The following is a 20,966-nucleotide window of genomic DNA, read 5'->3' as shown; positions in this document are numbered from 1 at the left end:
GGGCTGATCTGAAATGGTCTGTCCTGGGGTGGGGAATGGGGGAACGCGCTCTCAATGCGGCAAGTGCGTCGGCGGGTTGGGCGGGACCAGCCGGTCGCGGTGTATGGCGTGGTAGAGGGCGGGGATGCGGTCGAGGAGGTCGGTGGCCGACTCGATGAACTGCTGCGGTGAGGGCCCGATGAGGACCACCCGCTGTGACACGGCGTCGGCTCGGCGGCGCCGGTTCTCCACGGCCCGGGCGAGGGCGGCGGCCAGTTCGGCGCCCGCGTCCTGGGCGGCCTTGGCGATGTGCGCGACCCGTTCGAGGAGCAGCAGGTCCGCGGAGGTGGTGTGCGGCGTGTGCTGTGCGAGGGCGCGGAACAGATACAGGGCGGTGTCGGCGAGGTCTTGGGTCTCGGTGATCCACGCGGCCAGCGCATGCGCGTCGTCGGTGATGCTGGTGCGCAGGGCCCGGTGCAGGGCCAGGGCGTCGGTGGTGATCCGGTCGAGGGTCTGAGCCGGTGCGGGGCGATCAGGCACGGGTCTCCCTCAGGGCCTGGGCGAACGCGGCAGTCAGGGCGGGGGCTTGTCCCGGGTCGGTGGTCAGGGCGCGGACGACCGGGGTGCCGATGACGACGCCGTTCACGACCGGGGCGACGCGCGCGGCGAGGGCCGGGGTGGAGATCCCTACTCCCGAGACCACGGGCAGCGGGCTCACGGCGCGCAGGCGCCGGGTGAAGTCGGCGAGCGCCGGGAGGTCGAGCGGGCCGCGGTAGCCGGTCGGGGCTGTGCTGGCGGGTGCGTAGAGCCATCCGGAGGCGTCGGCGACCGCGGCGGGGAGGCTGGTGTCGGGGGTGGTGCGCGGGATGAGGCCTGGGGTGCGAAGGCCCGCTTCCCGCGCGGTGTCGTGCCAGCGGGCCGCATGGTGGGCGGGCAGGTCGACGACCATCACGCCGGCGGCACCGGCGTCGGCGAACAGGCGGGCCAGGTGCTCGGGGCCGTGGCGGCGGACGGGCTCCCAGTAGGTCATGACGACGGTCGGCCGGAGGCCGGCGGCATCCTCGACGGCGCGGACGGCGGCATCGAGGACGTTTCCGCGTCGCAGCGCGCGGTGGTAGGCGGACTGGATGACGGGTCCGTCGAGGAAGGCGTCCTCGGTGGCCAGGCCGACCTCGAACAGGTCGGCACCTGCCTGCGCGAGCTGGTCGAGGTGACGGCGCTCGGCGGATACCGGATGGAGGCCGGCCGGGACGAACACGCCAAGCGAGCAGCGGGGTTGGGTGAGGAGGGCGTGGAGGGGATCGGCAGTGGTCAGGGTGGGGCCTTTCCCGGCGGGGCTGTCGCCGGAGGTCAGCGGCGGCGCCCGGCCGGTGGAGTCGGGCGTGCGGGCGGGGCGGCGGTGTGCCGCGATTGCGGGCCGGGCAGCTCGGGCGCGGCGGGAGGGCTGCTGAAGGCGGGGGCGACGAGGTCGAGGGTCTGGGCGACCTGCTGGGCCTGGTCGTGGGCGTCACGGAGCTGCTCGGCGACGTCGTCAGGGAGCCGGTCCCACTGGGCCCGGTACTGGTAGCGCTGGATGATCTCGGCACCGTTGCGCAGCTGCTCGGCGACCTGTCGCAGGATCGCGGTCTGCTGCTCGGGCGCGGTGGCGGTGTGCGTGGCCTGCAGGAGCGTGTCCAGGGCGGTGGGCAGCGGCTCGTCGTCCGCGGGGAGGCCGAAGAGGTCGGCATGCAGTGCTTGGGCGAAGACCGTCACGGGTCCGCCTCGGCCGCGGTGGCGGTACTCGGCTGGGGCCTGTCGGCGGGCGCTGAAGTGCACGGTCACGTCACGGGGTGCGGCGCCGGGGCAGAGCTGGTCGGCGAGGGCCCGGGCCAGATCGTGTGCTGTCGGAGTGTCGGAAGACGTCGTGGAGACTCCGGGTGTTGAGGTCAGCGGACCGCGGCTCGTGCTGCGGTCGCGGCTGGTCGGGCGGGTGGGCGTGTTGCAGTGGGTGCGGTGGAGCGGGGCCGGGCGAAGGAGGCGGCGAGGCCGCGGCGCCCGGCTGCGGTGAGGTGGACGCGCTCGTCGCGGAACCAGTCCGGGCAGTCCTCGCGCATCACCAGGCCGCGGCTCTCCAAGGAGCGGATGGTGCTGATGCTGACGCGGAGGTCCTCGCGGCGCAGATAGGGCTTGCCGCTGGTGATCGCCACGTCGCCGCGCGCCACCGCGCGCAGCGTGGACTCCTGGGTGGGGGACAGGGCGGGCGGCTGGTACTTGGGCGCGAAGCCCCGGAGGCGGCGTTCGACAGCGAAGAGTTCAGCGGTCGCCAGGGCGTCTGAGGAGCCCAGGGCGGTGAGGCTCGCAACAAGGGTGAAGCACCGGCCGGCTCCCCGGCGGGCCTCCTGCTCGGTCACGACCGCCAGGAAGCCGTCGCCGAGCTCCACGGGCAGCCCCGCGCGGGTGTGGTCGAGGAGGTCGACGGCGTCGATGAGATGGTCGGCTGCGTCGGATGCGAGATGGGCGAGTTGGCGCACGCGTGCGTATACCGCGTGGATGGCGGTGCTGTGGTACATCGGCTGGGCGTTGAGGGTGTCCACGATGGCGAGCGCGGACCGGGCCAGGTGTTGTGCAGATTCCGTCTGGGCGTTCAGCAGGGTGGCGGGGGTGGGCCCGTTGAGTGCGTGCCGCTGGTGAGCGTCGTTGAATCGGGTGAAGTCGGCCGCCAGATGGAGGAGTTGTTCGGCGGGCTCAAGGGAGGCGGTCTTCTCGGTCAGGATGGCTCCGGGGCGATCGGGGAGTCAGCGGCGGCGGCCGGGGCGGTCGGGACGGTCGAGCTGTGCAAGGGCGTGATGGATCTGGGGATTCACTCCGGACCCGCGGACCGGTGTGATCAAGGCGCTGTTTCCATGCCGCGTGCTGAGGGGGATGTCGGAGAAGACCCGCTCCACCGCCATTAGCGCGGTCAGGTGGGCGAAGAAGTTGCGGACGAGGCACTCAGGGGTGTCTTGCGTGAACGTGGCCAGCGGCGTGCCCTCGTAGTAGACGTGCTCGACCTGCCAGGCGATCTCCTGGTCGGGCGTGTGCTGCAGTCGGCAGTACAGGTCGGGTGAGGTGAGGGTGCCGTCCTTGGCGGACCAGTTGTTCAGCTCGGCGAGCTGGTCCAGGGGCATGTCTGTGATCGGGATGCGGTCGGCGTGACGGGCATCGCCGAGTAGCTGGGGCAGTGCCTGGGTGACCGCGGCGACCGCCTCCAGGGGCGTCTGCCTGCTGAACGTCGCTTCCCAGTACGGCTCATGGTGGGCCACGGTGAGCCACTGACCGCGCGGGTGCAGTGGGGCGAAGTCGACGAACAGGCTGGCGTCGGGGCTGTCGACTGCGACGTGCCCGGTGGCGGCATCGTGCTCGTGCTTCCACCCGAAAAGGTGGATCAGGGGGCCGATCACGTCGGCGACCCGGTCCCCGGCGCCTGCCATGTACCGAGGCGAAACCATGACCCGGTCGTCGTGTGCGTACGGGCTCATCGGCGCCCCTCCCGCTTGGCCGCAACGGTGGGCATGGCAGCGGCTGTGGCTGTCGGCACCGTGGTGGCACCGGTGCGGGACCGGTGCTGGCCCAGCGCGCGATGGCCCTCGGCGGTCACGGTGATGCCCCGCCCTTGGTGGAGCGGTACGGAGGTGTCGAGGCAGACCAGGCCGTGCGTGTCCAGGGACTGAATCGTGGCGATGGTGATGAGTGTGTGGTCGGGGGTGAGGACGATGGTCGAGCCGCGGCCCTGCGTCTGCATCGTGGCACCGCCCTTCGCCAGCGCGCGCAGCGCTTCGTACTGAGCGGGACTGATCTTGAGCGGCGCCTTTTGCCTGCTGGTGGTAGAGGCGCGTTCGAGGTCGCGGGCGATGCCGGTGGCCAGGTCGTGGCAGGCGGTTTCGCACATGTCCAGCCGGTGAGCGGCGTCGGCGAGGTGGCCGGCCATTTCCGGCACGGCACGGGCGTGCCGGGAGCTGCGGATGCTGTCCTCGTCCTGGCGCGGCCCGCCGAAGCCGATGCCGTCCAGGGGATTGACGGCCAGTGCTTGCGCGAGGTCCCAACTGGCCTGGGAGGCAGCGAAGACGACGCCACCGAGACCGTGGAGTGTTTGCCGGCTGCCGCTCACGGCTGCGTACGGGCTTCTGTCGAGGGCGGACAGTGGCAAGAGCGCCTCGCGGACCAGCTCCTGGCTCTTGAGCACGAGGGGCGCGAGCTGCCGAAGGGCTTCGGTGCCTGGTGCGACGGCGAGGTCGCGGACCCGGTCGCGGAGGGCTTTGAAGTCGTGGGCGAGGTGGCGCAGATGGTTGATCTGCTCGTTGAGATCGACGGCGGTGGTCAACAGGGCTCCGGGGCATGCCCTTGAGAAGGGCGGCGGGTGGGAATCAGCGCGGGCGGCGACGGGCCGCCGGTGCGGACGGCGGCCTGGGGGCCACAGCGGATGCACGGCCGGGTGCGGCTGGGATGTCCATCGGAGTAGGGATGCCGAGGCCGACGCGGACCGTGAGGCCGAGGGTGTAGGCGTGCGTTTCGGCGGCCGTGACGGCGCCGAGCAGGCTGCGTTGCTCCAGCCCGGGCAGTGGCTGATAGGAGGAGCCGTCCGCCGCGCGGGCGAAGCCGTGCTGCTCCAGGAGTGAGCGGGCGGCGGAGGTCTGGGCTGTCGCCGTCACAGTGGCGTTGGTGAACTGGAAGCGGAGGTCCGGATCGGCTTCGGGAGTGCCGGGCCTCCAGCGCGTTGTCCAGGAGAGGTCGACAAAGTCGTGGGTATGGGCCAGGAGCCCGTACATCGCGTCCCCGGCGCGCTCGTGGGCGTCCTGGGCCGTGCCCGGTGGGAGCAGGTAGAGCGTGCGGCCGAGGTGTTCACGGGCGAAGAATCCGGCATCGGTCAGCAGCCGGTCGGCGGCGGGGATGCGGCGGTTGATGACGACGAAGCTGTGCCCGTCGTCGGTGGACCCGATGAACACATCGGGGATGTCCAGAAGAGGCAAGGCGGTCCAGGGTGGTTTCTTGGGGGTGGGGTCTGGTGGTTGCTCAGTGGGCCCGGCGCGAAGCGGTCTCTTCCGATGTCGGCACCGGGGGCGGGGCGGCGGGGGACGGAAGCCGCGTCGGGGTGGGCGTGCGCAGGGTGCTGCGGGCCTCGTCGAGAGAGTGTGCGGCGGCGTGGAGATGCATGCGCAGCGCGCAGTGATGCTCGATGTCGTGAAGCCGCGCGGCCGTGGACGTGTCAGGGTTCGGTTTGCTGAGCGTGGCGAGCGGAACCATGGCCTGCGCGTAGTGGTACTGCGCTCTGCTGAGCGGGACGGCCGCGTTGGTGAGTTCCTCGACCGGGTGCCAGGCGCAGCCCGTTTCGTGGGCAGAGTCGAGGTGGTAGTGGGCGTCGCCGGCGAAGCGCAGGGCGAGATGGCTGAGCAGGTCGATGTGGCGCAGGGCGGTGAAGAAGCCGCCGGGGCCGACGTCGACGGGGTGGGAACGAACGTCGGCGATGACGGCATCCAGCGCTGCATCTGGCGTCATGTCGTCGAGTTCATGGGATTCGTAGGTGTCGATGGGGTGTCCTGTCAGGGGGCTTGCCAGAGCGTGCGGGCGATCTGCTCGCTCCCGCGGTCCGTCCGCGACCGGGACGGCGTCGTCCCGGCCGCGGCGGTCCAGTGGCGTCTGTGGGAGAAGCGGATGGCGGTCGTGGCGGGGTGCTTACGCGGCCGTTGTGAAGTCGCTCTGCTTCGGCGTGGTCTTGGCGACGGCGCGTTCGGTGATGGCCTTCGAGGCACGCTCCGAGGCGGCGGAGATCTCGTCCGCTTCGGGCTGCTGGTACCAGGGCTTCATGTCGAGTGCGGCGACGCGCATTCCGGTGGCGAAGCACAGGGCGCTGCCCTTGGGCAGGGCGCGGATGGCGTCGGCCGCCAGGATGCGTTCCTGTCGCATGGACACGCTGGTGGACTTGCCGGACTCGGAGTGCGAGATGGACGTGCTCTCCACGTCGTGGTCGCCGATCATCCGGCTGAGCTTGTCGGCGAAGTCGGGGTCGTCGATGCCGGGGCCGACGACCTTGATGGTAGACGCCGACCACATCGCGTCCATGCCCGCGTCCCCCCACACCTTCTGGCCCTGCCGGTAGGACTGCAGGATGGTGATCGGGATGATGCCGCGACTACCGAGGTGGGAGTACAGGTCAGGCAGGTCGCTGATCTTGCACACGTTGGCGGCCTCGTCGAGGATCGCCAGCATCGGGGGGTCGAGCCGCCCGCCGGCACGTTCGGCCCGGGCGGTCGCGGCCCGCATGACCGAGTCTGCGCACGCCGCGATCAGCGCCGAGGCTCCCCCGCCGCCGTCCTTGGAGAGCAGGTAGAGCGTGTCGGTGCTGTCCACGAATTCCGACGGTTTGAACTCAGGGGTGTCCTCCTGCGGGGTGACCCACGCGGCGATCTCCGTGTTCAGCAGGGCGGCGGCGTACTGGCGGGCGGTTTCATAGATCCCGTCGCGGGTCTCCGGCGGGCCTTCGACGGTGCCCTTGAGCTGTGCGGCGACCGCGGCGTGGCCGTGGTCGCGCAGGATGTCCAGCGGGGTGCGGTCGGCGGGGAAGGCCAGCCAGGCCATCACGTCGGTGATCGGGCGGTCGTCGAGCGCGGCGGCGAGGAAGAGCTGGGAGAGGATGTTGGATCCGGCCTTGGACCAGAAGTCGCCCTGCTGGCTTGCGTCCACGCTTGCGGCGAGGAAGTGACCGGCGAGTCGGCCGGCACCGTCGAGGGTCTTGGCATCCGCCAAGGGATTCCACCACATGGTGCGCTCGGCATGGGCGATCTGCTGCGGGTCCATCGACCAGACCCGGCCGACCGTCGCCCGCGCATCGATAGTGGCCGTGTAGGCGTCGCCTCCTGCCTTGTTCGAGGTCAGCAGGACGGGGCCGGGGGCGCTGAGGATCGAGGGGATAGCCAGGCTCGTGGTCTTGCCGGAGCGGGGAGCCATGATCGCCACGGCGACGTCCTCCCAGCCCATCCGGACCTCATGCCGGGTGCCTTGGAGATCACCGAGGAGGACTCCGGTGTCGCGGGGAGCGACGTGCTTTGCGTCCGCCAGGCTCGGACGCAGGGAGCGGGCCTTGGCCGTCATCGCCTTGGCGAGCAGGGGCTCGATGTCCCTCCTGCGCGCCAGCCCGCGGAAGGACGTCTTCTTTCCGCCGGAGGTGTTCTTGTGCCGCGACCACCACAGGGCACCGAGGGCGGCGAGGGCGAGCAGCACAGCGGTGGGGGCGATGCGGGTGCCGACGAGCAGCGCGGTGTGGTTAAGGCCGGGCCACAGCTGGTCGGGATGGAGGAGCGCACCGATCGGCTGGTAGGGCGCTGCGCTGCCGGAGCCTGTCATCCACGCGGTGGCGTTTCCGCCGAGCCAGACGAGGTTGGACAACGGGACGGCGACGGCGAGAACGCCGAGGAGGGCCTTGAAGGCTATGTCGTAGCCGTCGTTCGAGTTCGGTGAGGGGGAGGAGGGGTTGGGCAAGAGGGGTGTTTCCAGGGGGTGGTGTCGGGGATGGGCGGCGTCAGCGGGTACGCCGGGGCTGTGGCGCCCTCGGCGGCATGGGGGCGGGCACTGGTTGCTTGGACCGATCGGCGAGGTCGGTGACGCGGCGTTCCAGGGCGAAGTCGGCTTCGGTGGCCAGGCGTTGGGTAGTGGTCACGCGAGCCTGACGGCGGGCGTTGAGCGGGACGCGGAGCGGATTGGGGTCGCGGGGGAGCGGGGCTTGGTCGGCGAGCGCGCGGGTGAAGCCGGTGATCAGGTGCGCAGGTGTGTCGCCACTGAGGTACGCGCGCCAGATCAGGCCCTCGGGGTCCTCGCTGACTGCGGTCTTGGCAAACCAGCAGTCAGTGGTGCCGTGGGTGAAATGCTCGACGTGGGCGAGGCCGTCGGGGGAGGTGAGGCCCTCGTCGTCGCGTCCTTCGAGCCAACCGGCCTGTCGCAGGGGCTCATAGGGGTCGGGTGCGGACGCCTGGGCGGTTGCCGGGCCGGTGAGGGCGTCGGTGAATCCGGCGATGATCTCGACGGGGGTGCGGGCGCCGAAGCTCGCTGACCAGGCCCGCTGCTCGCCCACGGGTGCGTGCTGGAGGCCCCACCACGGACCGTCGGGGTCCGGTCCCAGACGCAGCACGGCATTTCTGTCGGGACTGGTGAGCACCACGTGCGGCACCAGGGGGTTGGGTTGGGCACTCCAGTCGCAGGATCGGTGCAACGGGGCGGTGACCCACGCGGGATCGCCCCCGCCGGCCAGATAGCGGGGGGCGACCAGTGCCACATCGACGATGTCGGACCTGCTCACCGGCGGGCCTTGGTTATGCGGTCGGTCGATGCTGGTGGCGCGGGGGCTCGCACTGGAGCTGTGGCGGTCAGCGCTGGCGGAGCCCACAGAGCGGCGCGGTGGATTTCGAGGAGGGCTTCGCCGGCTGACGCCCACTCGTCGAGGTAGTGCATAGCCTCGGTGTTCCGCACGGCTCGTTCGCCGTCGTAGAGCATGGTGCCGGGCCGGGCTGACGGGGGCAGGCTGTCACGGGTGGCGAGCCACTCCTCCTGAAGAGCGGCCAGGTGGTCGAGTGCGCTGTGGAGGACACCGAGCTGCCAGACCCACCGGGGCTGGATGGATTTGGCCGGGAGGCGCTGCAACTGCATCCCAGCAGTAGCGAGAAGCTCCCTGGCGCTGGGACGGACCCGGTTGAACGCCTTCCACATGGCGGCATCTCGGTGGCCGGCGCGCTCGATGTAGGAGGGTGGATCGTAAGGCCAGTCGTCGAGGTCGGTGTGCTGCTCGTGGTAGGCGTCCCAGTCGGAGAGGATCTGGTCGCGTTCGCGGAGGAAGACGGCCAGCTGCTCCAGCCGCTGGGGGTGGATCTCATGGGGGGATGGGGGCAAAGGGCATCCTTTGGGGGTCTTTCCCACGCCACATGCAGTGAGGGGGTATCCCTGCGGCGTCGGTGGTCAGCGCCGCAGGGCTGAGGATGTGCTCGTGGGTGGGGCTGGAGCTGTGGTGGTGGCGGGTTGTTGCCGGCGGCGGGCGGCGCGTGCCTGTGTGCGAAGCGCGTCGAGGCGGGTGGTGTGGGCGTCGAGGGCTTGCTGCCTGGTGGGTGGGTGGCTCGGTTTCTGCACGGCGCTGTGGTGCGCGGTGCGTTGGTACATGCCGCGCTGGAGCGGGGCGGGGCTGGCGAGCGCGGTGACGAAGGCTTCCACGAGGTGGGCGGGTGTGTGCTCGTCGAACGAGGCGTGCCAGATCTGGGCCCCCAGGCGGCCGGCGAGGGGCTCGGCCGTTTCGATGTGCCAGTGCGGCGCGCTGCCGTTGACGCGATTGGTCCGCAGTTCTACGTGGCACATGCCGTCAAGCGAGACGGCGGAGTTCTGCGCTTCGATCACCCAGCCTGCCCATCCCAACGATCGGAACGGATTGGGCTGTTCGGAGGGCGGCGGGCCTATGAGCGCGTCGGTGAGGCCAGCGAGGATCTCGGCGGGGACGAGTTCGCCGAATTCGGCGTACCACGACGTGCCGTCGGTGGGCTCGGCCCACAGCCGCCACCAGGCGGAGGTGGCGGACTGCGGGTCGAACTGCAGGCGGTACCGCCTGTCCGGGCTCGTCAGGACGATTTCGGGGCTGAGCGGGTCCGACGTGCGGATCCATCCGGCCGCGGCGAGTCCGTGGGTGACGTGGCGGCCGTCGCCGGGGCCGGCGAGGTAGCGGGGGCTGGTGTCGAACGGGATTCGCCAGGCGTGCGTGTCGGCGAACGCTTCGAGTTGTCGTTCGCTCACCGGCACGGCTAGGAGCCCGCCGCGGTGGAAGGCGCACTCCGGGCAAGGGTGCGCAGGTTGTCGAGGGTGTAGTGGAGGGTGTGCTGGTCGGTCTGCTCCCACGCAGCAGTCCGCAGGTCGTCGACCAGGGCGTACACGGCCGTACGGTTCGGGATATCCGGGTGCGCGAGTGCCGCACGGGCAAGGGCGCGCAGGGTGTCGCCGAGCTGCATGGGCAGGCCGGTGTACTCGTCGAGCAGGGGCTCCATCAGGGTGATGGCCTCGTCGAGGTCTGGGTCCTCGCGCAGGTGTTCGGTGAGCTGGGCCAGGGTTTCGGCTGCGGAGCGGACGTCGTTCGGAGTGGGTGCAGGCATGGATCTCCTCGTTGATGCGGGTTGGTTCAGCGGCGGGCGCGGGCGCTTCCGGTCGCTGCGTGGGGCCGGGCGGTGCGGTTGCGGGGGTGGGTGGCGGCCCAGGAGTTGCGGGCCCAGGTGGCGGCGCGGGCGGCGGTGATGCGGGTCTGCTGCCAGGCGCTGAGCTGGGAGGGCAGGTGAGATTTGAGAGCGTGCAAGGCGTGAGTGAGCTGTCCGCGCCCACCTCGCAACGCCGCTCCTCCAGGCCAGAAGACCCCGGCCCTGATCACGAGCAAGGCACCGCATCCGTACCAGCAGATCACGGTGAGCTACGGCAAGCCGGGGCACGCGATCTTCCGCGTCGTCTCCACGCTGAGGCTCGGACCTGCGCAAATCCCGCTTCGGGTACGGTCGGCGGTCACGATCCGACGGCTCTTCCTGACCCGGGTGTAAGGATCTTGTCAGAGAGTCGGTAGCGTGGCCGGGTGAGTGAGAAGACCCTGCAGCACCGGATCGACGGCCCCGACGATGCCCCCGTACTCGTCCTGGGTGCCGCTCTGGGTACCACATGGCATATGTGGGACCGGCAGATCCCGGAGCTGACCCGCCACTGGCGGGTCATCCGCTTCGACCTGCCCGGCCACGGCGGTTCGCCCGCGCACGCGGCGCCCTCCGTCGCCGAGCTGGCCGACCGGCTGATCGCCACCCTCGACGCGCTGGGGGTGGACCGCTTCGGCTACGCCGGCTGCAACATCGGCGGAGCCATCGGGACCCAGCTGGCGCTCACCCGCCCGCACCAGGTCACCTCGCTGGCGCTGGTGTCCACCTCGCCGCGCTACGGCACCGCCGACGCCTGGCGCCAGCGCGGTGTGGTCATCCGCACGAACGGACTCGACCCGATCGCCCGCACCGCGCCCGAGCACTGGTTCACCCAGGGCTTCGCCGGTGCTCAGCCCGCGATCGTCGAATGGGCCGTGCAGATGGTGCGGACCACCGACCCCGGCTGCTACATCGCCGCCTGCGAGGCGCTGGCCTCCTACGACGTACGGTCCTCGCTCGGCCGGGTCGGGGTGCCCACGCTCGTCGTCGTCGGCTCCGAGGACCAGGTCACGCCGACCACCGACGCCCGCAGCCTGGTCGCCGGGATTCCCGACGCGAGCCTGGCGCTGGTGCCCGGCACCTCCCACCTGGTGCCCGTGGAGCAGCCCGCGGCCGTCACCGAACTCCTCATCCGGCACTTCAGCACCGCCTGGCACGACAAGCCGGGCCCCGGCGGCCAGACCGCCCTCGGTGCCGCCGCCCCCAAGCCGCAGCTCGCGCCCCCGCCGCCCCCGCAGGCGCCGCCCGCCGCCATAGAGTCCGGCCTCGCTCAGCCGGAGCAGGCCCGCGGGGCCACCTACGAGGCGGGCATCAAGGTCCGCCGCGAGGTGCTCGGCGACGCCCATGTCGACCGGGTCGAGGCCGCCACCGACGACTTCACCGGCGACTTCCACGACTTCATCACCCGCTACGCCTGGGGCGAGACCTGGACCCGGCCGGGCCTGGACCGCCGCACCCGCAGCATCATCACGCTCACCGCGCTGGTCGCCCGAGGCCACCACGACGAACTGGTCCTGCACGTCCGGGCGGCCCTGCGCAACGGCCTCACTCCCACGGAGATCAAGGAAGTGCTGCTGCACACCGCCATCTACTGCGGTGTCCCGGCCGCCAACTCAGCGTTCGCCGTCGCCCAGCGGGTGATCCGCGAGGAGACCACACCGGAGGCGTGAGGGGCGGGGCAAGATGGCCCTATGGAACTCACGAAGAAGACGCACGCCTGTGTCCGGCTGGAGAAGGACGGGCGGGCCCTCGTCATCGACCCCGGTGTCTTCAGCGAAGCGGACGCGGCCGTCGGCGCGGACGCGATCCTCGTCACCCATGAGCACATGGACCACTTCAACGAGGAGCGGCTGCGGGCGGGCATGGAGGCCAATCCGGCGGCCGAGATCTGGACGCTGGCCAGCGTCGCCGAGCAGCTGTCGGCCGCGTTCCCCGGCCGGGTGCACACGGTCGGCGAGGGGGACACCTTCACCGCCGCCGGGTTCGAGGTGGAGGTGCACGGCCAGTTGCACGCCGTCATCCACCCCGACATCCCGCGCGTCACCAACGTCGGCTACCTCATCGACGGCGGCGCGGTCTTCCACCCGGGTGACGCCCTCACCGTCCCGGCGGGCCGTACGGTCGACACCCTTCTGCTGCCCGTGCACGCCCCCTGGAACAAGGTCGCCGAGGTCATCGATTACGTCCGGGAGGTCGCGCCCCGGAGGGCCATCGACATCCACGACAGCCTGCTCCAGGACCACGCCCGGCCGATCTACGATTCCATGATCGACAAGCTGGGCGGCACCGATCACGGCCGGCTCGCCCCCGGTACCGGCACCGCACTCGGCTGACGGCCGGACTGTCAGACCCTCGCTGTAGGTTTGCAGACATGCGCATCGCGACCTGGAACGTCAATTCGATCACCGCCCGCCTCCCGAGGCTGCTGGCCTGGCTGGAGAGCACCGGCACGGACGTGCTGTGCCTCCAGGAGACCAAGTGCACCGCCGAGCAGTTCCCGCACGACGAGCTGCGCGAGCTCGGCTATGAGGCGGCGGTCAACGCCAACGGCCGGTGGAACGGTGTCGCCCTGCTGTCCAAGGTGGGCCTCGAAGACGTCGTCATGGGCCTTCCCGGCGGCCCGGACTACGAGGGGGTGCAGGAGCCGCGGGCCGTCTCGGCAACCTGTGGCCCGGCCCGGGTGTGGTCGGTGTACGTCCCCAATGGGCGCGAGGTCGGCCATGCGCATTACGCCTACAAGCTCGGCTGGTTCGAGGCGCTGAAGACCGCGGTCGCCGAGGACGCGGCGGGCCCCCGCCCGTTCGCCGTCCTCGGCGACTACAACGTCGCACCGACGGACGAGGACGTCTGGGACCCGGCCGTGTTCGTGGACTCCACCCATGTCACACCCGCCGAGCGCGCCGCCCTGTCGGCCCTGCGCGAGGCGGGTCTGTCGGACGTCGTCCCGCGGCCGCTCAAGTACGACCGTCCGTACACCTACTGGGACTACCGCCAGCTTTGCTTCCCCAAGAACCGCGGGATGCGCATCGACCTGGTCTACGGCAACGCGCCGTTCGCCGAGGCCGTCTCGGACGCCTATGTGGACCGTGAGGAGCGCAAGGGCAAGGGTGCCTCGGACCATGCCCCGGTCGTGGTGGATCTCGACGTCCAGGGCTGAGGTGGAGGGCAGGCCCCGGGGAGCGCCCCCGGGGCCTGCCGCCCGCCGTCCGTGCGGACGGGCACCGCTGCGTCAGCGCCGCCCCGGCAGCAGCTTCCGGAGGTCCACGGATTCACCCAGCGCCTTCAGTCCCGCGTCGCCGGGGTGGAGATGGTCGCCGCTGTCGTAGGCGGGCAGCATCCGCTGGGGCCGCTGCGGATCGCGGACCACGGCGTCGAAGTCCAGGGTCGCGTCGAAGACGGCGCCGGCGTCGGCACGGAGGAAGGCGTTGACGGCCTGGCGGCGGGCCTCCACGGCCGGGGTGCAGTCGGGGTAGCCCTCACAGGGCGCGATGGTCGCCGCCACGACCCGCAGTCCCCGCTCGTGCACCCGCCGCGCGATGGCCCGCAGACCGGCGATGACCTCGTCGGACGAGGTCCCCCAGCGCACATCGTTGATGCCCTCGAAGACCACCACGGTCCGCACCGAGGGCTGCGCCAGCACATCCCGCTCCAGCCGGTGCTGGGCACTGACCCCGCCGGTGTCGGTGCTGACCCCGTCGCCCGGATAGCGGTCGGTGACGATGCGGTTCGCCGAGATGCCGTGGTTGAGCACGCCGTAGCGGGGCAGTGTGTGCTGCGCCTGGAAGCGGCGGGCGAGCACGTCGGGCCAGCGCCGGTTGGTGCCGCTCGTCGACTTCACCCCGTCGGTGATCGAATCACCCAGCGCCACGATCGAGCCGGGACCGCCCTCGACATCGACCCCCGTCAGGAACGGCCAGACGGTCATGGTCTCCGGGAAGGCCGTGCCCCCGGCGTCCGCGGTGCGGTCGCCGCTGCCCGCTGTGCTCAGATACGACAACTGGGCCGCTTCCTGGTGCACGGGCGCCGCGGTCACCGTCCCCGGCAGATGGATGCTCACCAGCAGATCGGCGCCGGCCGGGACGGTGAAGTCCACGGGATCGCTGAACGCCTCGGCGCCGGCCGCGATACGGGTCCCGGTCTGTCCCCGCCCGAAGGTCAGCGGTGTCGGCCCGCGGTCCGCCGCCGCCCCCGCGCCGCGCAGCGCGATGCTGGCCGCCCCGATGTCCACCGGGGTGCCCGCGAAGGTGTTGGCGAGCCGTATGCGTGCCCGGGGCCCGCCCGCGCCGCTGTGCACGACCAGCCGCAGCGTACGGTCCGTCCAGGGCCCGACCGCCCGGTAGCCCGCGGTGCTCGCCGCCCAATTCCCGGTCCTGCGCCCGGTGTCGCGGACCGCCATCGCGAACACATGGAGCGCGCCGGCCGACTCGTCCGCCATGGGCAGCACCACCGAGGCCACCTCTCGCCCGGCCCGCAGCGGTACGGTCACCGCGTACAGCCGGGCCGGTCCGGCCGACTGCCCGTCCGGAGCGTTGAGGTGCGGCAGCGCCACCGCCTTGGTGCTCAGCGGCCCCGACCGCCAGTCGGGCGCGGTGAGTTCATAGCCGCTGCGGGAGCCGTCCCGGTAGTGCACGGTCCCGGTGCCGGCGGCCGTGCCGCCCGTCCCGGCGACCAGGAAGGTGAGCGCCTCGCCCCGGCCGCGGACCGCCACCGCCTGGCCGTCGGCCACCACGTTGTCCGGCGCCCCGGGTGCCGTCCGCGGCAGGCCGAGCCGCGTTCCGTCGAGGGTCAGTGCGTTCCCCGGCGACCAGCCGGCCGCCGCCAGGTCCTGGGCGGACAGGGACCGGCCCGCACCGTCGAAGTCGGCCGCGCCGGGGGCGGAGTTGTCACTGACCGCCCGGTTGTCGAAGTGCCTGGCCAAGGGCAGCGGGCGGGGCGAGGTCCGGGCCGGTGCGGCGATGGCCGTGCCGAGGCCGGTGGCCGGTAGTGCGGTCGCGGTGAGCAGCAGTGTCAGGGCGGTGCCCCATCGTCGTACACGCATCGGTCCGTATCCCTCCGGGTGGCGCCAACGGGCGGGTGGTGCACTGCGATCCAGGCCGGTCCCGCGAAGAGCAGGGGGCTCCTGTGGATCCAGCAGATCCGATCCGAGCGCCATGAAGTTAGGGAGACGGAGGGGGAGCGTCAAGGTGACGAACGGGGCACGATGGCGCCGCGCGCCTGTGGCCCCGTCCGCGGGTCGGGTGGGACCCTGCACACCATGAACATGTCTTTTCTGGACAAGTGGCGCAAGCGTCATCAGACGCACCGGTCCGTGCCGCTCGCGGAGTCGGTGCGCGCCGATCCCGGGAGCGTCGTCGAGCTGCTGTCCGAGTGCGAGCTGTTGCGGGCCCAGGCCGCCACGGCGGGGGTGGAACTGGATGACTCCGTACGCTCGTTGGAGCTGCTGGACCAGCTCCAGCCCGTATGGCGGGACGATCCGGAGGTGCTGCCCTGGCTCGGCAACGACGCCGGCCTCTACCTGGGCACGGTGCTGGTCCGCACGGTGCGCGGCGCGGTGTGGCACGTCTGGCCGGACGGGCAGCCGGTGGTCCGGCTGGCGTCCGGGCGGGAGATCGATGTGGTGACGGCGGGCCATGAATGGGCCGACACCGGCGCGCCCGAACTGTCCCAGGTCTACGCCGAGGTCTCGGAGATCTGAGGCCGATGTCAGGAGGCCGGATGGCGCCCGTACCAGGTCCGCGGGACGTTCATCGGTAACCCTGATTTATCCGCCCATCTCCGCGCATACGTGCGTGTCAGTGGAGAAGTGCCTCATTCGCCCCGGTAGGTTGCGGGCTCTCCGCTGTACGGATGAGAGTGGGCAGGTCTGCATATGGCCGGTGATGCGCTGATTGAACTGCGCGGGGTCAACAAGCACTACGGAAAACTCCATGTCCTGCGGGACATCGACCTCACCGTCGGCCGCGGGGAGGTGGTCGTGGTCATCGGGCCCTCCGGGTCCGGGAAGTCCACTCTGTGCCGGGCCATCAACCGCCTGGAGACCGTCGAGTCGGGCAGCATCAAGCTGGACGGCAGACCACTGCCCGAAGAGGGCCGGGCGCTGGCCCAGTTGCGTGCCGAAGTGGGCATGGTCTTCCAGTCCTTCAATCTCTTCGCCCACAAGACCGTGCTGGCCAATGTGATGCTGGCGCCGATCAAGGTCCGGAAGAAAAAGAAGGACGAGGCCGCCCGGCAGGCCCGCGAACTCCTCGACCGGGTCGGGCTCGCCTCCCAGGCCGACAAGTATCCGGCGCAGCTCTCCGGCGGCCAGCAGCAGCGCGTCGCCATCGCCCGCGCCCTCGCCATGGACCCCAAGGCGCTGCTCTTCGACGAGCCGACCTCTGCCCTCGACCCGGAGATGATCAATGAGGTGCTGGAAGTCATGCGGCAGCTCGCGCGGGACGGCATGACGATGGTCGTGGTCACCCATGAGATGGGCTTCGCCCGCTCCGCCGCCAACCGGGTGGTGTTCATGGACGACGGCTGCATCGTCGAGGACCGCACCCCCGAGGACTTCTTCACCGCGCCGCGCAGCGAACGGGCGAAGGACTTCCTCTCCAAGATCCTCAAGCACTGAACGGGGGCGTCGCGATGCCGCACAGTCACTCCTCGCCCCTGCGCCGCGCCCTCGTGGCGCTCGCGCTCGCCGTGCTCACGCTGGCCCTCGCCGGCTGCGGCCGGGCCGGCAGTCCGCCGGTCAAGGGCCCCACGGGCAGCGAACTGCCCCAGTATCCGGTCGACCGGAACTTCTCCCTGCCCGAGTCCCCGACCTGGACGAAGGCCAAGCGCCGTGGCCATCTCGTCATCGGCGTCAAGGAGGACCAGCCCTACCTGGGCGAGCGGGACCCGGCCTCCGGCCGCTATGCCGGCTTCGACATCGAGATCGCCAAGATGATGTCCGCGGCGCTCGGCTTCCCGCCTGACTCCATCGAGTTCAAGACGATCGCCTCCGCCAACCGCGAGACCGCCCTGCAGAACGGCCAGATCGACCTCTACGTCGGCACGTACACCATCAACGACAAGCGCAAGAAGCTGGTGGGTTTCGCCGGCCCCTACTACATGGCCGGCCAGGCGCTGCTGGTGCGCGCCGACGAGAAGGACATCAAGGGACCGCAGGACCTGGCCGGCAAGCGGGTCTGCTCGGCGGCCGGTTCGACCCCGTACCAGCGCATCCAGGCCGAGTACCCCAAGGCGGTCCTGGTCGCCTACGACACCTACTCGGTGTGCGTCGACAACCTGCTCACCTACCAGGTCGACGCGGTCACCACCGACGACGCGATCCTGCTGGGCTACGCCGCCAAGGTGCCCGACGAGCTGAAGGTGGTCGGCAAGCCGTTCTCCGAGGAGCCGTACGGCATCGGCCTGCCACGCGGCGACAACGCGCTGCGGTTCGCGCTGGACGACGCCCTCGCCGCGGACGAGAAGAACGGCCTCTGGCGCAAGGCGTACGACGCGACCCTCGGCCTGTCCGGAGTGCCCGCCCCCAAGCCGCCCCCGATCGACCGCTACCCGGCGACCTGAGCCGGCAAGGAACTGACCGATGAAAGTTCTCCTGGACAACCTCTCCCTCTACGGGGAGGGCCTGCTGGGCACCGTCGAACTCACCGTCTACGCCTCCCTGCTGGCCCTCGCCCTCGGCTTCCTGATGGCCGCGTTCCGGGTCGCACCGGTCGGTTCGCTGCGGGCCTTCGGCACGGCATGGGTGACGGTGCTGCGCAATACGCCGCTGACGCTGCTGTTCTTCGCCGTGGTGCTGGGGCTGCCGCGGTTCGGCCTGGTGCTGCCCTTCAAGCTGTTCGCCATCCTCGCGCTGGGCTGCTACACCTCGGCCTTCATCTGCGAGGCGGTGCGCTCCGGCATCAACACCGTGCCGGTCGGGCAGGGCGAGGCGGCCCGCAGCCTGGGCATGACGTTTCCGCAGACCCTCGGTGACATCGTCCTGCCGCAGGCCTTCCGGTCCGTCATCCCGCCCATCGGATCCACGCTGATCGCGCTCGCCAAGAACTCCGCGATCGCCGGCGCCTTCAGCGTCGTCGAGCTGCTCGGGGTCTACAAGCCGCTCAACGAGATGGGCTACAGCATCATCTGGACCTTCGTCTGGATCGCCGTCGGCTATCTGCTCGTGACCCTGACCATCAGCGCGATCTTCAACGTGCTGGAGAAGCGCTTCGGAGTCGCCCGATGACCACCGCTCTCTACGACGTCCCCGGCCCGCGGACCCGGCAGCGGCACCGGCTCTACGGCCTCGGCGGGTCGCTCGTGATCCTCGCGCTGATCGCCTGGATCATCTACCTCCTCTTCGCCACCGGCCAGTTCGTCGCGGCGAAGTGGACTCCCTTCACCTATACGGGAATTCAGGAGCTGCTGCTCCGGGGCCTGGGCAACACCCTCAAGGCCTTCGGTTTCGCGGCGGTGCTGTCGCTGGCGCTCGGCGCGGTGCTCGCCACCGGGCGGCTCTCCGCGCACCGGATCGCCCGCTGGGTGTGCACCCTGCTGGTGGAGTTCTTCCGGGCGATGCCCGTGCTGGTCATGATCTTCTTCATCTATGTCGCCCTGAAGGTGGAGCCGCTGCCCGCCCTGGTCGCCGGGCTGACCCTCTACAACGGCTCGGTGCTCGCCGAGGTCTTCCGTACCGGCGTCAACTCCGTCGACCGCGGCCAGCGGGAGGCCGCCTACGCCCTGGGCATGCGCAAGACGCAGGTCATGACGCATGTCCTGGTGCCGCAGGCGGTCCGGGCGATGCTTCCGGCGATCATCAGCCAGCTGGTGGTCGCCCTGAAGGACACCTCGCTCGGCTTCCTCATCACCTACGAGGAGTTCCTGCACGGTGGCAAGCTCATCGCGTCCAACCTCGACTACGACCTGCCGTTCATCCCCGTCGTCATGATCATCTCGCCGATCTACATCGGGATGTGCATGCTGCTCTCCTGGCTGGCCAACTGGGTCTCCAAGCGGCAAAAGCGCAACCCCAAGGTCGAGGCGGTCGAGGTGGCCCCGCCGGAGCCGGGCACCTTGCTGCCGGGGAGTCATCGGCCGCCGGCCTGAGGGCCGGGCCGGCCGGCGGTACCGGCGGCCCGTGGGAGCCGCACACCGCCGCCGGCCCTGCCGGAGGGGCACCTTCAGTCGCGCACCGGCACCGACACATAGGACGGGTCGTCCGCCGGGGAGGAGAACGTCAGGCGGGCGCCGGACGGGTTGTGCTCGTTGTACAGCGGGTCGACGGTGTCGACGACCACGGCGAGACGGTGGCCGGCCGGTACGTCGTAGGCCGTGGAGAACAGCTCCAGGTCCACGCCGAAGGGCTGGTTGGGCGTCTTGCCGTGGAAGGTGTACGGCGCGTGGGTGACCAGCTTGCCGAGGCCGAGCGGGCCCACGTCGTAGAGGTAGGCGATGGCGGTGCCGCTCTCGGCGGTGCTGGTCAGGGTGGTGTGCAGCCGGGTGGTGCCCCGGACCCGCTGTCCGGTCCCGTAGCGCTCGGACTGCCAGACGGCGGCGAGGGGGCGGGGCAGCAGCGGGATCGAGGCCATCGGCGGCAGCCGGAAGAACTGGTCCATCATGCTGGAGAGGAAGACCAGCCCGCCGTCGGCGCCGGAGTTCCAGTTGGTGTTGATCTGCTTGCTGTCGCCGAGCTCGATCCGACGCTGCGCGGACGGGACGTCCTTCCAGCTCTTGTAGCCTTCGTACGCGCCGGTGGAACGGGACTTGAGCAGCACCGGCGACTCCCGGTCGATGCCGTTGTCCGCGCCCTTGAGGTAGTGGTCGAACCACCGTTGGGTGTCGGTCCAGGTGTCGTTGGGCAGCCCGAACAGCCCGAGCCCTTCGGCCGTGGCGTGATCACCGGGGCGGAACTCCAGTCGCTTGGGGCCGGTCAGCTTCTCGTAGAAGTCGGCGGTCTGGTTGGGCGGGAAGATGGAGTCGCCCCAGGCGTTGCCCAGCATGATGGCGGCGCCATTGGCGTTGATCCTGTCGAGATAGGTGGCGGGGGAGCGCTTGCGCCCCCACGCGATCAGATCCTTTTCCCTGTCCAGGTTCGAGGCCAGGAAGTCCTTCATGATGGTGCGGAATTCGGGGCTGGGGCGTCCGGTCAGCGCGCCCGTGCCGCCCAGGAACGCCGCGGCCTGCCGGTGCTCGGTGCGGCCGCTGTAGATCGAGCCGACGAGGTCGCCCCAGCCGCTGAGCGCCGCAACCGCCTTGATCCGCTTGTCGAACGCGGAGGCCAGCAGGCTGATCCCGGCACCGTAGGAGACCCCGCCCATCCCGACCTTCCGCGGATCGGCCGGGGTGTGGGCCAGCGTCCAGTCGATGACCTTCGACGCATCGGCGATGTCCTTCGGACCGGCCGTGTCGATCTCTCCGCCGGACTGCCAGAATCCGCGGGAGTTGTAGCCGACGACCACATAGCCCGCTTCGGCCAGCTTCCGGGCCTGCGCCAGATACTCGACCTGCGGCATCGACCAGCTCGTCGGCAGCACGATGACGGGGTAGCGCCGGGTGCCGTCGGCGCCGGCCGGGGTGAAGACATTGGCCTTGAGGGTGATCCCGCCGTCGCCCTCGATGTCGACGAACCGGAGGGAGGCCGAGCCGCCCGAAGTCGCCGTCGTGGGGGCGGATTCCGGGGTGGCTGCCTCGGCGGTGGCCGGGGCGCCGGTGAGAACCGTCGCGGCGAGGACGGCCGCGGAGACGGTGCCGATCGCGACGCGCGGCGTCATACGGGAGGGCGTCATCTTCTGCTCCAGATCTCGA

General features: G+C 70.8%; 24 protein-coding genes. 8 read left to right on the top strand and 16 right to left on the bottom strand.

What is annotated here, in order from left to right; translation table 11 throughout:
* Nucleotides 1-51: 51 nt before the first annotated feature.
* The 14 genes from TU31_RS32755 to TU31_RS38865 form a co-directional block, all read right to left on the bottom strand.
* Nucleotides 52-519, bottom strand: coding sequence for a hypothetical protein (locus tag TU31_RS32755; protein WP_042161370.1), 468 nt, complete (start codon nucleotides 517-519; stop codon nucleotides 52-54).
* The gene (trpA, locus tag TU31_RS32750) at nucleotides 512-1,294 is read right to left on the bottom strand and encodes a tryptophan synthase subunit alpha (protein WP_042161368.1); all 783 of its coding nucleotides are present in this window, start codon (nucleotides 1,292-1,294) and stop codon (nucleotides 512-514) included. Before trpA ends, TU31_RS32755 begins: the two co-directional genes overlap by 8 nt.
* A gap of 35 nt (nucleotides 1,295-1,329) precedes the next feature.
* Nucleotides 1,330-1,731: a hypothetical protein gene (locus TU31_RS32745; protein ID WP_042161366.1), complete on the bottom strand. Its 402-nt coding sequence runs from the start codon at nucleotides 1,729-1,731 to the stop codon at nucleotides 1,330-1,332.
* 173 nt (nucleotides 1,732-1,904) lie between these two features.
* Nucleotides 1,905-2,552, bottom strand: coding sequence for a hypothetical protein (locus TU31_RS32740; protein ID WP_078886082.1), 648 nt, complete (start codon nucleotides 2,550-2,552; stop codon nucleotides 1,905-1,907).
* A 201-nt stretch (nucleotides 2,553-2,753) separates the two neighbouring features.
* A complete protein-coding gene (locus TU31_RS32735; RefSeq protein WP_042161361.1) occupies nucleotides 2,754-3,476 on the bottom strand; it encodes an SPDY domain-containing protein in 723 nt (240 codons plus the stop codon).
* Entirely contained in the window at nucleotides 3,473-4,318 is an 846-nt protein-coding gene (locus TU31_RS32730) for a hypothetical protein (RefSeq protein WP_052719134.1), read from the bottom strand. Before TU31_RS32730 ends, TU31_RS32735 begins: the two co-directional genes overlap by 4 nt.
* 43 nt (nucleotides 4,319-4,361) lie before the next feature.
* The gene (locus TU31_RS32725; protein WP_042161359.1) at nucleotides 4,362-4,964 is read right to left on the bottom strand and encodes a hypothetical protein; all 603 of its coding nucleotides are present in this window, start codon (nucleotides 4,962-4,964) and stop codon (nucleotides 4,362-4,364) included.
* A 43-nt stretch (nucleotides 4,965-5,007) separates the two neighbouring features.
* A complete protein-coding gene (locus TU31_RS32720; protein WP_042161357.1) occupies nucleotides 5,008-5,490 on the bottom strand; it encodes a hypothetical protein in 483 nt (160 codons plus the stop codon).
* Nucleotides 5,491-5,667: 177 nt separating this feature from the next.
* The gene (locus TU31_RS32715; RefSeq protein ID WP_042161355.1) at nucleotides 5,668-7,470 is read right to left on the bottom strand and encodes a type IV secretory system conjugative DNA transfer family protein; all 1,803 of its coding nucleotides are present in this window, start codon (nucleotides 7,468-7,470) and stop codon (nucleotides 5,668-5,670) included.
* Between the two features lie 40 nt (nucleotides 7,471-7,510).
* Nucleotides 7,511-8,284 (bottom strand): SPDY domain-containing protein, encoded by a 774-nt coding sequence (locus TU31_RS32710; RefSeq protein WP_042161353.1) that lies wholly within the window; start codon nucleotides 8,282-8,284, stop codon nucleotides 7,511-7,513.
* A complete protein-coding gene (locus TU31_RS32705) occupies nucleotides 8,281-8,871 on the bottom strand; it encodes a hypothetical protein (protein WP_042161352.1) in 591 nt (196 codons plus the stop codon). The genes TU31_RS32710 and TU31_RS32705 overlap by 4 nt, the downstream gene beginning before the upstream one ends.
* 66 nt (nucleotides 8,872-8,937) lie before the next feature.
* Entirely contained in the window at nucleotides 8,938-9,762 is an 825-nt protein-coding gene (locus TU31_RS32700; RefSeq protein WP_042161351.1) for an SPDY domain-containing protein, read from the bottom strand.
* A gap of 2 nt (nucleotides 9,763-9,764) precedes the next feature.
* Nucleotides 9,765-10,109, bottom strand: coding sequence for a hypothetical protein (locus TU31_RS32695; protein ID WP_042161350.1), 345 nt, complete (start codon nucleotides 10,107-10,109; stop codon nucleotides 9,765-9,767).
* Nucleotides 10,110-10,135: 26 nt separating this feature from the next.
* Nucleotides 10,136-10,306, bottom strand: a complete 171-nt coding sequence (locus TU31_RS38865; RefSeq protein ID WP_158894820.1) for a hypothetical protein — start codon at nucleotides 10,304-10,306, stop codon at nucleotides 10,136-10,138.
* A gap of 267 nt (nucleotides 10,307-10,573) precedes the next feature.
* On the opposite strand from TU31_RS38865, the gene pcaDC reads away from it, so the two are divergent.
* Genes pcaDC through TU31_RS32680 form a run of 3 tightly spaced genes read left to right on the top strand, consistent with a single transcriptional unit; the run spans nucleotide 10,574 to nucleotide 13,344 of the window.
* Nucleotides 10,574-11,857, top strand: coding sequence for a bifunctional 3-oxoadipate enol-lactonase/4-carboxymuconolactone decarboxylase PcaDC (gene pcaDC, locus TU31_RS32690; RefSeq protein WP_042161349.1), 1,284 nt, complete (start codon nucleotides 10,574-10,576; stop codon nucleotides 11,855-11,857).
* Nucleotides 11,858-11,878: 21 nt separating this feature from the next.
* Nucleotides 11,879-12,520: an MBL fold metallo-hydrolase gene (locus TU31_RS32685; RefSeq protein ID WP_042161348.1), complete on the top strand. Its 642-nt coding sequence runs from the start codon at nucleotides 11,879-11,881 to the stop codon at nucleotides 12,518-12,520.
* A gap of 38 nt (nucleotides 12,521-12,558) precedes the next feature.
* Nucleotides 12,559-13,344 carry an exodeoxyribonuclease III gene (locus tag TU31_RS32680; RefSeq protein ID WP_042161347.1) on the top strand — a complete coding sequence of 262 codons (786 nt, stop codon included), beginning with the start codon at nucleotides 12,559-12,561 and terminating at the stop codon, nucleotides 13,342-13,344.
* A gap of 72 nt (nucleotides 13,345-13,416) precedes the next feature.
* Here TU31_RS32680 and TU31_RS32675 read toward each other — a convergent pair whose 3' ends face one another.
* Nucleotides 13,417-15,225 carry an SGNH/GDSL hydrolase family protein gene (locus tag TU31_RS32675; RefSeq protein WP_042161346.1) on the bottom strand — a complete coding sequence of 603 codons (1,809 nt, stop codon included), beginning with the start codon at nucleotides 15,223-15,225 and terminating at the stop codon, nucleotides 13,417-13,419.
* A 216-nt stretch (nucleotides 15,226-15,441) separates the two neighbouring features.
* On the opposite strand from TU31_RS32675, the gene TU31_RS32670 reads away from it, so the two are divergent.
* The 5 genes from TU31_RS32670 to TU31_RS32650 all read left to right on the top strand — a co-directional run bounded on the left by TU31_RS32670 (nucleotide 15,442) and on the right by TU31_RS32650 (nucleotide 19,268).
* Nucleotides 15,442-15,882, top strand: coding sequence for a DUF6278 family protein (locus TU31_RS32670; RefSeq protein ID WP_042161478.1), 441 nt, complete (start codon nucleotides 15,442-15,444; stop codon nucleotides 15,880-15,882).
* Nucleotides 15,883-16,056: 174 nt separating this feature from the next.
* Nucleotides 16,057-16,800: an amino acid ABC transporter ATP-binding protein gene (locus TU31_RS32665; protein ID WP_042161345.1), complete on the top strand. Its 744-nt coding sequence runs from the start codon at nucleotides 16,057-16,059 to the stop codon at nucleotides 16,798-16,800.
* Nucleotides 16,801-16,814: 14 nt separating this feature from the next.
* The gene (locus tag TU31_RS32660; protein WP_042161344.1) at nucleotides 16,815-17,744 is read left to right on the top strand and encodes a glutamate ABC transporter substrate-binding protein; all 930 of its coding nucleotides are present in this window, start codon (nucleotides 16,815-16,817) and stop codon (nucleotides 17,742-17,744) included.
* Nucleotides 17,745-17,763: 19 nt separating this feature from the next.
* On the top strand, nucleotides 17,764-18,408 hold the full coding sequence (locus TU31_RS32655) for an amino acid ABC transporter permease (protein ID WP_042161341.1): 645 nt from the start codon (nucleotides 17,764-17,766) through the stop codon (nucleotides 18,406-18,408).
* Entirely contained in the window at nucleotides 18,405-19,268 is an 864-nt protein-coding gene (locus TU31_RS32650; protein ID WP_042161339.1) for an amino acid ABC transporter permease, read from the top strand. Before TU31_RS32655 ends, TU31_RS32650 begins: the two co-directional genes overlap by 4 nt.
* Before the next feature lie 74 nt (nucleotides 19,269-19,342).
* Here TU31_RS32650 and TU31_RS32645 read toward each other — a convergent pair whose 3' ends face one another.
* On the bottom strand, nucleotides 19,343-20,947 hold the full coding sequence (locus tag TU31_RS32645) for an alpha/beta fold hydrolase (protein WP_042161338.1): 1,605 nt from the start codon (nucleotides 20,945-20,947) through the stop codon (nucleotides 19,343-19,345).
* Nucleotides 20,948-20,966 lie beyond the last annotated feature (19 nt).

It is taken from the genome of Streptomyces lydicamycinicus (assembly GCF_000829715.2).
Taxonomy (GTDB): Bacteria; Actinomycetota; Actinomycetes; order Streptomycetales; family Streptomycetaceae; genus Streptomyces; species Streptomyces lydicamycinicus.
This window is presented reverse-complemented; position numbering and strand designations above follow the sequence as displayed.